The following is a 15046-nucleotide window of genomic DNA, read 5'->3' on the forward strand; positions in this document are numbered from 1 at the left end:
CTGACAGCAGCGCGGCTATTCCGCTGCTATCGGGAAAGGTTGCTCATCTTCTGAACGGGGTTCAGTCTGTTCGTTCTCGGCCTTCTGTTCAGGCGCGATCCGCACCAGCGACGGAAGCCAGTTGCACCCTTTGATTGCGGTTTCGGCAAAGGCCGCCGCCTCGGCCTTCTTCATACTTGCGACACGCGAAGCGAAATCAGCCCCTTTCACTTCTGCCACCGCCGCCTGAATGCCTGCGCGGTTCAGGCTCGAAAAATAGCTTTCGGCTGTCGTCTCGAACCAGTCGGTCATTTCAACCTTTAGTGTGCGCCCGATCTGGTCGGCGTGGGCGCATGCGTCCTTGCGGAAGCTATGTTTCGTCTCGACAGCGTTAAGAGTGTGCGCAGCGGCATAGGCCAGCAGTCCCAGAAGCTCCGACTGCGGCTTATCGAGGAGATGCTCCCATAGGTCTTCCGGCTCGCCGGGGAGATGATAACCGAAGTTCTCGGCAATCCGGTCCCATTCCTCGGTCGCCCGACTTGCATCCGGTCTTTTCATCGAACCTTGCAGACGCTCATGCGTCACGGCGATCTGCAACGCGGTCATCCCTCGAGAACGGCCATAGGTGCCGGGATAAACAAGATCGAGCAGCATGGCGTGAACGACGCTGACCAGAGCAACATCGGGATTGTTGGCAAGTTCGACACGGAGCGCTGCGGTCTTCTGCGCTGTCAGGTCTTCGACCAGCACAGCAGAATGGACGATCTTCGGCGGGCCGACTTCCTCAACCTTTTCGGAAGCCACGGACCCGTTGTCGTCATCCTCCGTTTCCACTTGCTCGCTCTGTTCGTCATCACCCGGTTTGCGGATGCCAACGGCAATGTCTGGCCTCCCGTAGTAGTCCAAGGAAACGACCACCCCGCTTTTTGCCTTGTCCTCGTCGGAAAAGACTTCCTGCATCGAGTCCAGTTCATCCAGTCGTGCGCTGATGGCATCGATGCGCTCGGAATGGCTTTCCTCGCCCTCGTCTCGGTCCATGAGCTCTACGAGTTCATCGTGCTCGGCGCACAGGCGCAAACGTTCCGATTGTTCATCAGGGGAAAGCTCGATCTGTTTCGGATAGACGCGAGGGACGCCGAAAATCCAGTCGGGCCGCTGCATGTATGTTTCGACAAATTTCCAGCCTTGCGACAAAAACGGCTCGGCCACCGCTGCCAACTTCTCGCTGACCAGCTTTTCAACCAGTATTACGTCGAGCGCGAACCCGCCGCCCTGCGCGTCGAACAGGTCGCGGCGCACCGCGCCTCCTGTCTGTTCATAGACATCGAGGCCCCCGAGGAACGTGATACGCTTGTCGGTTCCGGCAATTTCGTCTGTCATCAGTGCCGACTTGATCCGCGACAAATCGCGGCTCCATCGATCGAGAGACTCCCAGACCTGTTCCTGACGCTCATGATCATCGCAGACCGTGAAGGCGGTCAGTTGCTCAAACGTCATTTCGTCGTTGCGAAACAGGTCCAGCAAGACCGGCGAGACCTTCGCTAAGGCCAAACGGCGGCGAACGATGATTTCAGTCACACCGAACCGTGCAGCGATATCCGCGATTGCCTTGCCTTCGTTGACCATGGCCTGAAACGCCACATATTGGTCCACAGGGTGCATTTCCTCGCGCTGCACGTTCTCGGTCAAGCTCAGCTCTGTCGCCTCGTCGGCGGTCTTTACGATAGCGTTTACAGCATAATCAGCTGCAATCTGGCCGCGCTCGACAAGGAGCAAGAGAGCAGCCCGCCGACGACCACCCGCCGTAACGAAATAGCGGCCCTTGGAAGCCTTGCGCACGACGATATTCTGAACAACGCCATTGGCGAGAATGGAGGCTGCGAGGCTTTCGACGCCCTCGGCCTTGTAGGTTTTGCGGACGTTTTTCGGGTCCGTATCAAGCTTGCTAAGCGGAATGCTGATAATCTCGGTCATAGGTCAATCTCCAAAGTTTTCCCGGTTCCTTGGGAGCAAGCCCCGCTAGTGGGCGAAGCCTCTGCCTACGTTCCGTAGGATGTGCCCCCACATCCGGCGGAACGAAGGGGGAGGGCGCAGCCCGCTCCCGTCAGGGGGTGGAGCGGGTCATGGGTCCGGAGGAGGGAAAAACGGAAGGTTCGCCGGCTCGGCGGTGAAAACCGTTTTTCCAGACGAGGGACAGCGCTTGCGCGCTTGCCCATTGGCGCGATCCGCGACCTGTCGTAAGAGCGGACAGGTATGAAAAAATCGTGCGCCCGCTTCTCGGACGCTCATTCCAGAAGTGACCCGGCCGGCCGGTTCCCGGGATCGATCTGCCCGCTGCGCTCCGAGTGTTGGGGCGCTCCGCTTACCGGGCAGATCTGGTTCGTAGTGATTCAGCCAAATCAGAAAGTGTTGGGCGGCCCGCGAGCACACGCAAAGGTGACATTATGTCAGCCGAATTTGGAATTTCGCGCGAACATGGACAATATTGGGGGTGAAAATGAGGATAGAAGGTTTAGACGAAACCGTTCTTTGCCTGTCTCTTTGGCGGACTTCTAGCCGGTTTATCTGTGTGCGGCGCCCAGAGCCTCGAGGCGTCGCACGTGGTCACCATGGTATCGGCGGCCATAGGTGGTGGTGGTGGCACATACATCGGCCAGAAGGTTTTGAACGTCAGCTAGTTCCATCGAGCAAGTGGCCAAGGCCATGAGCCAAACGAACAATGAAGAGTATCGGAGCTTTCAGCATCGCGACGGCCGTTCTTCAGGCCGGGAAAGCGGGAATTCTCGAGGCGTTTTTGCCGGGAAAAAGGAAGCCGCAGGAGGCTTAGCTTGCGCCGCGAAGCGGAAGCCGGGACCGACTTCCTCCGGCAAAAACGTACCGCACTCGCTTTCAATGACCTGAAGCTGACGTTTCTCTTTTCATAATGTAATGCGCGATCAAAAAGACCTTCTCGATAGCGTCCGCCAGATCGAGAGAGGCTTGCTGTACATCTGAGGGCGTTGAGGGGTCCGTTGCCAACGCAAGAAAACCCTGCCGGACTTCTTCGCAGGGATCAGAGATGTCATGCACCTTCGCCAATAGTTGCTCTTTTGAAGTCATCGTTCATCCGCCGGTCTCTTGCCATCGTGATCGAAAGCATATTGTACGGGATGTTGAGGTCCTCTAATGCAATAGGGGTGCCCCTTGGTTCCCCGCTTCTTCGCGAAAACGCAAATTAGCAACGCCGATTCCGGATTGCTGCAAGAAACAGCGCGCCGGGCGTGGGCGGTCACTCCCCGCTGTGAAAGATGCCGTTTAGATGTGTGAGATATCCAAGTCAGACAAGCTTTTCATCGTCGGCAATGGCTTTGATCTTCACCACGGGATCGAGTCAAGATATTCCGACTTTGCAGACTACCTCAAGCGAGTTGATCGTCACACTTTCGATATTGCTGAGGATTACGTGGTTCCAGATAAGGACCTTTGGAGCGTCCTTGAGGAACGCTTCGCGGAAGTCGATGTCGACCAGATTGAGGATCACGCGCAGAACTACCTACCGTCCTATGGCGCAGATGATTGGAGCGATTCTGGTCATCATGATTACGAGTACGAGATCGAACAGATTTGCGAGGCAATTTCCGACAAGCTACGGAAACATTTTGCCGACTGGATCCGCCAGCTTGAACTTCCAGCCAAAGTAACCGCTCCCGTCAAATGTATCGACCCGAGAGCCTTATTCTTGAACTTCAATTACACCAACACCCTGCAGGCTCTCTACAGCGTTCCAGTTGATCGTGTGCTTCACATTCATGGGTCGGTGATGGACAGCACCTCCGAGATAGTCCTCGGCCACGGATGGGAACGACAAGCCGACGATCTTCGCTCGCGAATGACGGATGAGGATACTGACGTTCGTGTCGCTGGTGGCTTCGAACTAATCGACAGTCTCTTTGCTCAGACGTTCAAGCCGACCAAGGATATCCTCGCCCGAAACGAAGATTTCTTTAGGAAGTTGGACACCGTGACTGAGGTTTATGTTCTTGGACATTCGCTGGCGCAGGTCGATGAGCCATATTTTAGCGAGGTGCTGAAGCGCGTCAACGTTAACGCTACGTGGACGGTCAGCTATTATTCCGATGATGGGGCCGCATGGTTCGCAGCCGACGAGATTGGAATACCAACCGCTAGACTCCGCCTTCGCACTCTAAATCTACTCTAGCCGAACAGGCATCATGAAGCTTCGATTGTGTAGACCTCGGCGTTGTCCTGGATCTCGCGTAAACCCTTGAAGCTGGAATGCCGGAGCTTCTCGTCGGAAGTCCATCCGCGGTACTCGATTTCGGCAATCAATGTTGGCTGCAACCAAGTGACGCTGCGCGTACCGGAGTAGAGGACAGGAGGAGCTTTCTTCCTCCACGGCAGCTTGTCCATCATCGATCGGAGTTCTGCTGCCTGCTGGCCCTTGAACCCAGTGCCGACAGATCCAACGTATACGACCTGGTCGCCTCGATAGGCACCCAGGAGCAATGATTTGAAGGCTCCAGCCGACTGCTCGTATCCAACAATGAAAAAGCTCTCGGACTGGATGCATTTGATTTTGATCCAGTCGCCGAGTCGGCCCGATCGATATGGGCTGTCGAGGTGCTTCGCGATGATGCCTTCGAGGCCGTGATCGCAGGATGCCTGAAAGAGCGTTGCGCCATCGGTGTCGAAGGCTTCCGAAAACATGATGCTGGATCCCTCGCTGTTTCCGATCAGATCTTGCAGAAGGTGGCGGCGCACTCGAAGCTCGGTCTTCTGGAAGTCGTGACCGTCCAGATACAGGAGGTCGAAGGCGACGAACTGAGCCGGGGATGTTTTCTTGCCAGCTCGGCCGCCGAGCGATCCCTTAAGGAGATTGAAGTCGCTCCTCCCCTGCTCGTCATACATGACCGCCTCGCCGTCTATGATTGCGGAAGCCACACCGAGATCCCGGGCTCCTTTCTCTATTTCCGGAAAGCGCGATGTCCAGTCGTGGCCGCCTTTAGTGAGGATGCGGATTCCGGTCGGCTCGATGTGGATCGCCAGCCGATATCCATCCCACTTGATCTCATAAGCCCAGTCATCGCCTTCGGGAGGCTTCGACTTCAGGAGTGCCAGACACGGCTCCACCCGGATCGGCATAGGGTCAAGGAGAAGGTTCGGCTGCGCCGGATCACGGCGGCGCCGAGGCTTCGACCGTATGGGTGCCTCGGCATCTCGAAGGAGTGGTTTTGATCTCGGTGGCTTTGTCATGGAAGCAATTCAGCCAGAAAACGGTTAAGAAGCTCACATGAGCAGATTTTCAGAGACAGAAGCCGCCTTGCTTGAGCGGCTACGCACCCTCAAGGCAGCGCCGGAGATGTCGATAAATCTTTACGACATCGGCGTGCCAATGGTTGCGGCTGGCTTCACTCAGGAGGAAACGATAGCCGTGCTGGATGCGCTTGAGCAGGACAAGATCATAACCTATGTCCCCGGAAATCGACTGTTGATGCTCAAAGAATTGCCGGAGTAATTGAACTTGCAAGTTATCATCCCCACAATCCGGCACTCTGGGCGAGCTGCTGACAGTTGCCAAGCTAAATACGTTGGGGCTGGCAGCTTACATGAGCCCAGAGGGCGCACCTGGACACGATGTAATCGTCGTCGTGGATGGCATACCGAAATCGATCGAGGTGAAGACGCGGCAGTTTCTGAAGCGGCCGACCGAAATTACGCGTTGGCCTGTCGAGTGGGATAAGAAAGGCGATGCGGATTTCTTCGTCTTTATCGAACTCGATCTGAGAACGATGGCCCCGACGTTCTATGTCCTGACCAACGAGCAAGCCCGTGCGACTTTCAGGGACTACAACGGGGGCGGAAATTGCTATCCGCCGGAGGTTCGTCGAACGATCAAGCCGAACGATTTCACTACACTCATGTCCGCCGGACACGGAGATGTTGGTCAAGTTATCTCGGCGAATCTGTGATATCGGCCTCTGTATCACTAGCTCGTCTGGCGAGTAAGCCGCGCCGCGGAGGGCGCGGCTTTGCCTTATTGAGGCTTGTTGGCGTTTCCGGCCTTGCCATCGAGCTCGACCTGATAGGTGAACTCAACCTTGGCGAGGGGCGGAAGCATGATGGCGATGGAGAACTTAAGTTGGCCTTTATGGGCCAACTTCGCGATTTGCCGGTTGATGAACTGGCGAAGGCGACGGCCGGTTTTCTGGCAGAAGGTTACGAGCGTTTTCATGAGGTGATCCTCCTTGGTGGTTGTGCGTAATCGCGAAGCTCGAATACGGGTGGAACCGCCGAGTGCATCGCGCAGCGATCGCAACGCAGCGAAGCGGAGAGGAGAACCCCTCGGGGTTGCACGCAAAGGCGGGGCCTGCCGTATCGTGCGCAGCATTAGATTACGTACAGCCACCAAGGAGAGACCGGTAAACGCGGCCTTCGTAGCCCCGGCCGTCGCCTTTGCCTTCAACCGGCAAATCGCGATCCGACCGCAAGGGCGGATTTCCATCGCCGTCATGCTGCAGCGGTGGAGGGCACATATCAGGACGTCTCCGGCCGGAAACGCCAACAAGCCTCAATGAGCCGACCCGCTTGCGGGGCGTCCATCGTGCGGGGGAAGGGGAGTTTGAGGGGAGGGGCCGAAGGGGGCTCCCCTCATTGCACCCGCTGGCCGCTCAACGCGGTCAGCGAGCGCGCGCTTGAGGCATGACGGTGGAACCGATCAGCGCGACAGGAACCTGCTCAAGCTCAGGCCAGCCAGCAGGATGTAAGGCGGAATACCGAGTGAATAATGCCCGCAATTCAGTTCCAGGATGTGGGGCGAAGCGCCGACACTTTCGAGCCTCTGCATAAATCGGGCCGATAGATTGGGCAAAACGACGGTGTCACGTTTCGCAAGGACAACGTGAAGCCTCAAGTCCGGTCGCGCTAGGTTTTGCGCGTAGTTCTCCAGATTGAGCGGTCCCCACGCTCTTCTGAGATCGTTCAGCTCGATATGGGGCGCAAGGCTCTCGTGAATGGATCGTGTCGCGCGTCCTGTCCAAACCATATCGGCAAGGCTACCGGCTGTCAGAAACAGCGAGGCTTTCGACACGGCGGGCTCGTGCGCCGCGATCAATCCTGCGACCCAAGAGCCCAGGCTCATGCCGAGAACCGAAATCTCGCGATAGCCTTCGCTTTTCAGCCAGCCAATGACTTTCCGGCCATCGCAAACCGCTTGCCTCATGGACTGGAGCGTTCGCCCGAGATTGGCACTGAGGATGTAGTCGGCATACAGCGAGCCGGGACGGCTGCGCTCGAAATGATAGGGCATCGCGATCTCGATCACGGTGATGCCGCGCTTTGAAAAAAACGTCGCAATCTGGGCTTTGCGGGCGTCGGCATTCCAGTGGTGGAAAATCACCAATGCCTTTTTGCTGGACGCGCTTTCCGTGATTTTTGCCCAAACGGTATTGTTCTCGTCGACATCGGTCGCGATGTCGGACGGGAACTTGAGCCATCCGTCTTTTCGGTCAAAGCCGTCAGCGCTCCGGGGCGGTCGCTTGAAGAAACCCGGATCGGAAGCGGCCTTGTCGGCAAGCAAACAGAATTCTTCCAGAGACGCGGTATTCTGCGCGCCGGGAAAGGCGCGATCGGCGTCGATCAGGAAAGGCGTTGTCTTCTTGGCCTCGTCACCGCGCTGCGCGCGCCGCTCGTCCCAACCATCAAGCCAGCTATGAAACACGTTGATCGCTTTCTATCTCGTCTGCGCGCCATCGCCCGAACTCCGGATCGAAGAGGGCGTATGTCGCAAGCATAGTTGCAACACCCAGGAGGATCGAGAAGCCGTCAAAGGCATCGATCAGCATGTAGGTTGCAAAGAGCAACGCGACGACCGCCGACATCCGCCATAGCGGCATGTGGAAGCGTCTTGCAAACCGAACGGACCCGAACAGGAAGCCTACACAGGACGAGATCGCCACCAACAGACTGCTGAAATGCGTTGGCATTCTGTAGTGGAAGCCATTTCGGCCATTGGCATAGCCGTCAATGACAACGGAACTATCGTTCACGAGCCACGTCACGATGTCCTTGCCGTTCGAGGCCAGGTAGGCGCTTTGCAACTTCATGCAGATGGCGACCAGAATACCCACCGTTGTGCACCGAAATATTCCCTCCATCACTCTTAGAGCAATCGCCCCGGCTTCCCGCTGAAACTCATCCGGCCGCAGCTGTGTGGTACTTTCAATCGTCCAGAGGTCATGAAGGATCGTATGGAGCAGGATCAGCCCTGCGAACAGAAGATAGAAGCAGAGGCACATGTAGAGATACGCAAGGCTTGTGAAGACGATCGACATTGGCACCGAGACCACCTCGGGCCGAATGAGCGCCAGCGTGCCCCAACTTATCGCGTAGTCGCCTTTTCCCTTGAGCAGCGGCATCAGATCCACCGCAATCCACTGGAAGATACCCGCGAAGGGAATGCAGATGACGAAAACGGCCCAATAGGAGTAGGAATAGGCCTTCAGGTGACGTTCCCAATCGCGGCGGCTTTGGATCCTGTCACCATGGCCTGCCAGCACCATCCGGCCATTATTTTTCCAGTAAACCAGAAGCTCCGTTACCAGCACGAAAAACAGGGGCAGGAGGACCATGAAAAGGAAGGTCCAGTTGGGTGCCCAAAGGAACCCGACCTGCTTAACAATGCCATCGGCCCGGGTGTAGATCGCGCTGTGTATGCCCAGGATATAGGCTAAGAACCCGAGAGCCGACGCGCCGGCGAAGACCGAAGCGGGCAGATTCAGGGGCGAGCCGCGCGTGAAGACCGCTTCCGACATTCGGCCGAGACTGAAGCGCGGCTTTTCGGTCTGCGCATCGCCTTGCGCCGCATAGACTATTTCCACGGCCTCGATCTCGGCTAGAGGAACATCAGGAATGCGATTGAGACGGCTGTCTGCTTTTTTGGAACTCCGCCTCTTGGCGACCAATCGGGATTGAGCCGCGCTGAGCTCCATCTGCCATTCGCTCGTCGCTTGCTTATCAGCGCATCCAAAAACCCTCGCAAGCCAGCGAATGTTGGCCGCGCTCACACCCTTGTCGTTCTCCTGAAACCAGAGTTGTACCGTTCGCAAATCGACGCCGACATGATTGGAATCTATCTGCGAAATCGCTTCGGCCAGAAGCTCCGGCGTCCACGGACCCGATGGAAAGCCGTCGCTGTCCAGGGGGCGTCCAGCCCCCGCAGCGGCAAGGTCCTTGAACAGTTCCTTGAAATCCCGCCCATCCTTAGGGGGCGCGATGAAAAACTTTCCGTTCTTCTCCAAAGGCTTACCGGCGTTGATTTCGTTTCGTTTCGTGGAACTTCGTAGTGTATCGTGCCTTCATCCGCAAGCAGTGGTCTACGCTAGCACGCTCATAGATCAGTGAGTTGTTCAGCCATGATAGATTTGTCGTCATCCGATCCACGCTTATCCCGTCATCGCACGCACAAGGCGCTCGTGTGCAAGGACACCCTTGAGACTTGCCTTGAGGAGTTGATTGATCAGCACATCGTCGCGCTCCATGCGATGGCAGAGGCCGCTCAATTTGACGCCGCTCTGGTGAGGCAAGAAGCGGAAGCCCGACAAGCGATCCTCCATTACAGGACGCAGGGTGAGAGCGAGGTGAATGAGAAGCTGACCTATATCGCAGCTTATATTCTTAAAACCGGCAATGTTCTGACGCCCCAGGAAATGGATCTGCTCCTCGGATCTCCGCGCCGGATGTAAGCGATCCGGCCGTCATGCCTGACCTCACTCGATCACGTCCAACACTTCGTGATCGATGACAGCAGCCTCAAAACCCGAATTAAAAAGAAGCAGCAAATTTTCTCTATTCATGAGTGCGAGGACAAGCTTCTCGATCTGTACAGGCGTCCACTCAGTTTCGCCCTGACGCACAATATCTTCTCGTAGCTTCAGGGCGTCCTCCTTCGCAGCTTCGTATGTGTCGAAGATATCAAAGCCGGCATCGTCATCTTTCCAGCGTCGATCGCCTTCGGCCCATCGGCATGGAGAATATGTGTAGAAAATCTGTGATACATCTTCGGACATGACTTCCTCGCGCGTTGCTGTTGACGGTCACCAGCCGAGATCGGTTTCCGCAAAATCGTTGCCCTTGTAAGCGATCTTCGTGCGGTAGGCTCTGGCGCAAGCATAGGTGAAGCAATCGCCCATATTCAGTTTCGCGGGGTGATTGACGATCTTGCCAAACTGCTGTGCAGCGTCGAGCGCTTTCGTCCCGACATCACCAGAGATCATGGACTCCTTGGCCTCAAGGTCCGCAAAGAATTGATCGACCATCCTTCGCGCGGTAGCGAGCATATCAGGGGTCGCAGGCCGGTCCCGGCCTTTCGCCTCGGCCATGCGCCGCGTCAGCGAAAGCGAGGCTTCCATTCGAACCACCGCCGACACGTAAAAGGGGCCGTCATGCTGTTCAAGCCGCTGCATTAGCTCGCCGGCGTCGTCTTCGCCGGCAAGGATAGCGACGGCCACGGAAGCGTCAACGAACAGCATCAGTCTTCGCCCCACATTTCATCAGTTTCGCGTTTGTGATCCCCCGGCGCAAATGGACCGGCGTCCCGCGCCATCGCGAGGGACTTAGCCAGGCGCTCGCGCATGGGCAAGCTGCCCTTGCGGCTGGCGATCTCGCGCCTAAGCGCTGTCTTAACGGCATCAACCTTGGATGTCTTAGTCAAGCGGATCAGCTCTTCGGTGAGGGTATCGACTTCCGGATCCTTGATGTACAGCGGCATGATACATATCCTTTCGAGGATATTATGATATCCTCAATTGCATATGCTCGCAACTGTTCCAAGATCTTTCCGGGGAAATCCTCGCGTTGCCCATTACGTAACCTTGCAGCATCTCAGCGGCGCAACTTTAAGAAAGTCTTGAACTACATCGTAATTAAGCACTGACTTCCGCACAAGCGGGGTCGTGCGAGCAACTGAAGGTCCATGACATGATGTCACTCCCGGCTATCATCGGAATTTCGGCAGGTGCGGCGGGCGTTGTTGCGTTCAGCCGCAAGAAGCAGCCGCAAAGCCTACTTAGAAAGATCGCTTCTTTTTCTCGCTTTCATCAGCACGGTCGTCGTCATGCTTGCAGTCAATTTTGCTCTCTTCTACGCGGCCAGACCCGAAAAGACCGGGTGGGAGGGGAGCCCGAGGGGAGGGGCAAGGGCTCCCCTCGTTCGGACCTGGGCCGCTCGATGCGGCACGGGTCCGACCTGCGAAAACGGGTATGGGGCCAGTCTGGGAAAACCGGCCCCAAAACATCAGCTTCGATTGCTCGGTTAGCGAACGATCCCAAGTCGCTCGCCGATGCTCGGCGGCGTCGGCGTCCCGCCTTCCTTCGTCAGGGCTATGATGACATCATGGGTCAGCCCGTGAACTTCATAACCCTCTGAGCGGGCCGCATCGATGATCGATTCAAGGCTCGGATACTCTTCTAGAAAGCCGCCAAGCCATAGCGCGCAAGCGTCCGTCGCCTCGTTGGGGAACGCCTGCAGAAAGAACGTGCGCAACGGCGGGTCAAAACCGATTACCGCGTTTTCATCGGTCTGAAGGTCTGATTTTACGGTGATAGGGTATCGGCTCAATGTTGGTCCTCCTGATGAAAGGGCCGCGCGATCGGCGCGGCCAAGGGTTATTTGAACAGCGGCATTGTCCGCTTGTTTTTCAACTCGGCGCGGTCGGCGTCGAAACGGTAGCCGTCCCAATCCTTCCACGGTTCCCAGCCTGTCGCGGTTGCGCGCCCGTACCAGACGCGCAGCCGCACCTTACCGCCTTGCAGTTCCCCGACGATCTCGACGGTATGGCTCCCACCAAGACCGGACGGGATATCGAACACCTCGACGCTGCGACGGGCCGCCTGATTGGGCGCGGGCTTTCCCTCGCATTCGTCGCAAAGGTCTTCCTCCCGTGCGCCTTTCTCGCTTTCCCAGAAGCCGCCACCACAGCGTTTGCAAACAGAGTGCGTCATGGTTGTCCCCTAGAACCGGAAGTGGGCATAAAGCCCCTGATTGGCTCGGTGACTGGCAAGCGCGTAGGCGCAGGCCTGAGCCAAGTAATCCGCGTACCGGCCTAGCGGCCAGTTTTCCGAACGGGCGACGATATCGGCGGTCAAGTCCTCGTCACTTGTGCCAACATGCATATTCCCGACGATCCAGCGGAGCTGAACAACCGGAATACGTGGGTCATGTGGCACCGGCAGCACGGAAATCAGTCCGTTTCGAAGGCTTGCGCCTTCACCAGCTGCCTTTCCCTCCCTCTCGGTTAGGAAATAGGCTTTGACCAGATCGCGGCGCTGTGTGTCGGCGGCACACATGAACGCGTGCCCCTTGTCCCCGGTCGTATAGAGGCCCCAATCGGCTGCATGGCCGCCGAACATCGGGTCGCCCTTGCCGCGAAATTCCATGACGGTAAAAATCTGCTCGGTCATGTCATCAATCCTCGATGTGTTAGGAGGATCAAGCGGCGCTGGCGCCGCTGATCTTGCTCAAGACGGTTTTGACGGCATAGCGTCCCGCCTCGTTCAGGTGACGCTGCCACGCGCCTTGCGAGGGCGACCAACGGAAGCCATGGAATTTGAGGATGCGGCGGGCTTCTTCATCGGGCTTGCCGGGAAAGATCATCTGGATGCGGGCTATTTCGGTGTTTTCTTTCACCTCCACGGCTCCCGCTTCTGTCTCGACTTCCTCCGACCTGTCGCCCCGCGTCTTCATTGCGGCGAGGCGCGCTAGACGCTGCTGCATGCGGCGGAGCTCGGCGCGGGTGTTGGTGGTGCAAAAGCCGCGTCGGCTTTGCCATGGCGCAATTGTGATTCCCCGCGCTGCCTGCTCTTCCTGCAAGCCGGTCTCCGACACCACGCGAGCCAATATGTCGGCTTCGCTGGCATGGTCCTTTTCCATCCGGCGAATAATGGCATTGGCGCGCTTCATCCTTTCGATGGACAAGGCAAGGTGCTCGATGCGCGATGCGATCCGCTGCAGCGCTTCGGGGTCGCCGGAGCGGATCGGCTCGCCGTCCGCGCCATGCGGGTATGCCTTGCGCCTGATTGCCTTGCAGGCATTTTCCGCATGGGCCGATATATCGGCGCGGCGGGCATCGGAAACCCGCATGCGCTTTTCGTTGCGAGCAACGGGAAAGCGGGCCGGGCCGGTTATCATCCAGTTGGCGCAACGGCTTTCCGCTGCCCAATACTTGCAAGTGACGTCGATATGTCGTCGCGTGAAAGCCTCGATTTCGGGGCCGGGAATAGGGGTCGCGGCCTCCGTCCAAAGGTCGATGGCATAGTTGGCAAAATCGTTCAGCCGCTCGGCCAAACCTTCTAGCTCCCGGTCTGCGCGACGCTCGGGCGAGTGGGTGAGCCAGCTGAAATTATGCTCGATGTCCTTCGCCGCGATCTTGGCGGCGAAGGTGTCTGCTACGATTTCTAAAACGCGGTCGGCGGCTTCACGCTCGAAGAATGCAATGGTGATGCTCATTTCTTCACTCCAGCCATGACAGTGGGCATGGTGCGAGTGATCCGCGTTTGCAAGCCGGTCAGAAAACCGGCAAGGATAACCCCCTTCATGGTCGTCTCATCGATTGACGCAAAAACCGGATCAAGCACCGGTTTGCACACGGTGAACCGTTTGGCGGCGTCTTCGATGGTCATTTGGAGAGGCGTGAAGTGTTCGCCGTTTTGTGCACCGACAAGGACAATTTTCCCGGCCAATGGCTGCGGGTATCCATCTGCGATGGTGAAGGATGTTATTCCGTCCTGTAACCCGTCCTCATCGATGACGAGCACATGGTGGCTATCGAACGGCACCACCTGAACCAGCTCGCATCCAATCAAGGTGTAGGTTTGAGCAAAGGCGCTGCGCGCGTCGATCTCGACGGTTTGAATGGTCCCCGCCTCCGGGTCCAACAGGTAAACGGTTGCTGTTTTGGTCATGTCTAGCCCTTCCATTTCCGCGAAGCGGTCTTCTCATGCCCCTCGTGGGCAGGAGCCCCGCTCCTGCTCACGAGTTCGCGCGGAGCAGCGGGAGAGAGGGTGGCAAGGGAATAAAACGGAGGGGGGTCGCCCGCCCGGAGGCGAAGACGAAGGGTCGGCGCGTGAGCGCTGATCCTGCATGGAGCGCAAAGCGCGAAGGAAGGACGGGGATACCGTTTTTTCGCTTGCGAGGGAGAGAGGGCAGCGCTCCTCTTTCCCTCATCCAACAAGCAGGACACCGAAGGTGTCACCGTCAACCTCCCCACCCCGAAACACTCTTCAGGAGGACACGCTCCTTGCGAATGGCATGAGAGGTGCGGTTTGCTCTCAATACGAGCCATACGTAGCCGGCCAAAACGATGACTGCTGGAATGAAAATATCCAAGACGATGATATCCCAGAAATAAAAGGGGCCGCCCTGTTTCGAGGCAGAGCGGCCCCCTGCCGGCATGGCAGAACGGGCTAGTGTCCTGTCACAACCTGACCTCGGTTTGATGCAATATGGTATCTTGCGATCAAACTGTAAATGCCAGTGAATAGCCCAATATGGCGCAAACTATTATTTGTTTCGCGGCGGATTCCGCGCTGCGCAAGCGATCGTTACCCGCAGGGCGGAGACGCTTTTCCAGCGGCTCCGTGCCAAAGGCATAGAGCGCGGTCGCGTAGCGATGCGCCAATTTTAATCTGGAACCTTTGTTTCGGGACTCCTATCATGCAGCCAATTCGGTAACAAAAAATCATACTTAGAAATTACAGCGCGGTAAACCATGGCAGGGTCCAACGATGGAAAACTGGGTTGAACAACTCGGCCTACAACTGGTGCAGGATCCTGATCTTGAAAAGCCGGTCTATCGGAAGCCCTACCACGGCAAAGTCCATCTGAACGCGGAACTGGACGACAAAATCAGCATCAGTATTCGGGAGGCCCGCGATAAAACGGTCTTTGTCACGCTCCAAAATTGCTCCCCTGCTTGGCTTGAGTAACGCGGTCTATCACCGGATATCTGAGAAGTTCTGGACGCTACACCAGAGGAAATCCTTGCCCCTGCCGCTCCGCATCTATGGAGCGGAAA

19 protein-coding genes are annotated in these 15046 nt (G+C 57.1%); 5 read left to right on the forward strand and 14 right to left on the reverse strand.

The genetic code is table 11. From position 1 onward, the window contains the following. Positions 1-15: 15 nt before the first annotated feature. Both G6L28_RS16000 and G6L28_RS16005 read right to left on the reverse strand, forming a co-directional pair. Positions 16-1953, reverse strand: coding sequence for a ParB/RepB/Spo0J family partition protein (locus G6L28_RS16000; protein ID WP_174064827.1), 1938 nt, complete (start codon positions 1951-1953; stop codon positions 16-18). A gap of 915 nt (positions 1954-2868) precedes the next feature. Then, on the reverse strand, positions 2869-3078 hold the full coding sequence (locus G6L28_RS16005) for a hypothetical protein (protein WP_174064828.1): 210 nt from the start codon (positions 3076-3078) through the stop codon (positions 2869-2871). Between the two features lie 199 nt (positions 3079-3277). Between G6L28_RS16005 and G6L28_RS16010 the strand changes: the two genes are divergently transcribed. Next, on the forward strand, positions 3278-4177 hold the full coding sequence (locus G6L28_RS16010; protein WP_174064829.1) for a bacteriophage abortive infection AbiH family protein: 900 nt from the start codon (positions 3278-3280) through the stop codon (positions 4175-4177). A gap of 11 nt (positions 4178-4188) precedes the next feature. On the opposite strand, the gene ligD is transcribed toward G6L28_RS16010, so the two are convergent. Beyond that, on the reverse strand, positions 4189-5232 hold the full coding sequence (ligD, locus tag G6L28_RS16015; RefSeq protein WP_174064830.1) for a non-homologous end-joining DNA ligase: 1044 nt from the start codon (positions 5230-5232) through the stop codon (positions 4189-4191). Positions 5233-5269: 37 nt separating this feature from the next. Here ligD and G6L28_RS16020 point away from each other — a divergent pair, with 37 nt between their 5' ends. Both G6L28_RS16020 and G6L28_RS16025 read left to right on the forward strand, forming a co-directional pair. Continuing rightward, positions 5270-5494, forward strand: a complete 225-nt coding sequence (locus G6L28_RS16020) for a hypothetical protein (protein ID WP_174064831.1) — start codon at positions 5270-5272, stop codon at positions 5492-5494. Between the two features lie 91 nt (positions 5495-5585). After that, positions 5586-5948: a hypothetical protein gene (locus tag G6L28_RS16025; protein WP_174064832.1), complete on the forward strand. Its 363-nt coding sequence runs from the start codon at positions 5586-5588 to the stop codon at positions 5946-5948. Positions 5949-6013: 65 nt separating this feature from the next. Here the strand turns inward: G6L28_RS16025 and G6L28_RS16030 are convergent, their stop codons facing one another. The 3 genes from G6L28_RS16030 to G6L28_RS16040 form a co-directional block, all read right to left on the reverse strand. After that, entirely contained in the window at positions 6014-6211 is a 198-nt protein-coding gene (locus G6L28_RS16030; RefSeq protein ID WP_174064833.1) for a hypothetical protein, read from the reverse strand. A 483-nt stretch (positions 6212-6694) separates the two neighbouring features. Next, complete coding sequence (locus G6L28_RS16035; RefSeq protein ID WP_174064834.1) at positions 6695-7696, reverse strand: alpha/beta fold hydrolase; 1002 nt, start codon at positions 7694-7696, stop codon at positions 6695-6697. Continuing rightward, positions 7686-9275, reverse strand: coding sequence for an RcgA family putative transporter (locus G6L28_RS16040; protein WP_174064835.1), 1590 nt, complete (start codon positions 9273-9275; stop codon positions 7686-7688). The genes G6L28_RS16035 and G6L28_RS16040 overlap by 11 nt, the downstream gene beginning before the upstream one ends. A gap of 114 nt (positions 9276-9389) precedes the next feature. On the opposite strand from G6L28_RS16040, the gene G6L28_RS16045 reads away from it, so the two are divergent. Then, on the forward strand, positions 9390-9719 hold the full coding sequence (locus tag G6L28_RS16045) for a hypothetical protein (RefSeq protein ID WP_174064836.1): 330 nt from the start codon (positions 9390-9392) through the stop codon (positions 9717-9719). A 24-nt stretch (positions 9720-9743) separates the two neighbouring features. Here the strand turns inward: G6L28_RS16045 and G6L28_RS16050 are convergent, their stop codons facing one another. From G6L28_RS16050 to G6L28_RS16085, 8 genes are all read right to left on the reverse strand, one after another. Beyond that, entirely contained in the window at positions 9744-10043 is a 300-nt protein-coding gene (locus G6L28_RS16050) for a hypothetical protein (protein ID WP_174064837.1), read from the reverse strand. Positions 10044-10070: 27 nt separating this feature from the next. Further along, complete coding sequence (locus tag G6L28_RS16055) at positions 10071-10505, reverse strand: type II toxin-antitoxin system VapC family toxin (RefSeq protein WP_174064838.1); 435 nt, start codon at positions 10503-10505, stop codon at positions 10071-10073. Then, complete coding sequence (locus G6L28_RS16060; protein ID WP_012653071.1) at positions 10505-10744, reverse strand: type II toxin-antitoxin system VapB family antitoxin; 240 nt, start codon at positions 10742-10744, stop codon at positions 10505-10507. Before G6L28_RS16060 ends, G6L28_RS16055 begins: the two co-directional genes overlap by 1 nt. 542 nt (positions 10745-11286) lie before the next feature. Continuing rightward, positions 11287-11592, reverse strand: coding sequence for a hypothetical protein (locus G6L28_RS16065; protein WP_174064839.1), 306 nt, complete (start codon positions 11590-11592; stop codon positions 11287-11289). A gap of 47 nt (positions 11593-11639) precedes the next feature. Beyond that, the gene (locus G6L28_RS16070) at positions 11640-11975 is read right to left on the reverse strand and encodes a hypothetical protein (protein WP_174064840.1); all 336 of its coding nucleotides are present in this window, start codon (positions 11973-11975) and stop codon (positions 11640-11642) included. Positions 11976-11984: 9 nt separating this feature from the next. Beyond that, positions 11985-12434 (reverse strand): hypothetical protein, encoded by a 450-nt coding sequence (locus tag G6L28_RS16075; protein WP_174064841.1) that lies wholly within the window; start codon positions 12432-12434, stop codon positions 11985-11987. Between the two features lie 28 nt (positions 12435-12462). Continuing rightward, on the reverse strand, positions 12463-13479 hold the full coding sequence (locus G6L28_RS16080) for a hypothetical protein (protein ID WP_234902605.1): 1017 nt from the start codon (positions 13477-13479) through the stop codon (positions 12463-12465). After that, complete coding sequence (locus G6L28_RS16085; protein ID WP_234902606.1) at positions 13476-13934, reverse strand: DUF3846 domain-containing protein; 459 nt, start codon at positions 13932-13934, stop codon at positions 13476-13478. Before G6L28_RS16085 ends, G6L28_RS16080 begins: the two co-directional genes overlap by 4 nt. An 822-nt stretch (positions 13935-14756) precedes the next feature. Here G6L28_RS16085 and G6L28_RS22895 point away from each other — a divergent pair. Continuing rightward, on the forward strand, positions 14757-14957 hold the full coding sequence (locus G6L28_RS22895) for a hypothetical protein (RefSeq protein WP_234902607.1): 201 nt from the start codon (positions 14757-14759) through the stop codon (positions 14955-14957). Positions 14958-15046: the final 89 nt, after the last annotated feature.

Origin of the sequence: Agrobacterium larrymoorei, assembly GCF_013322225.1 — a bacterium.
In the GTDB taxonomy this organism is placed as follows: domain Bacteria; phylum Pseudomonadota; class Alphaproteobacteria; order Rhizobiales; family Rhizobiaceae; genus Agrobacterium; species Agrobacterium larrymoorei_A.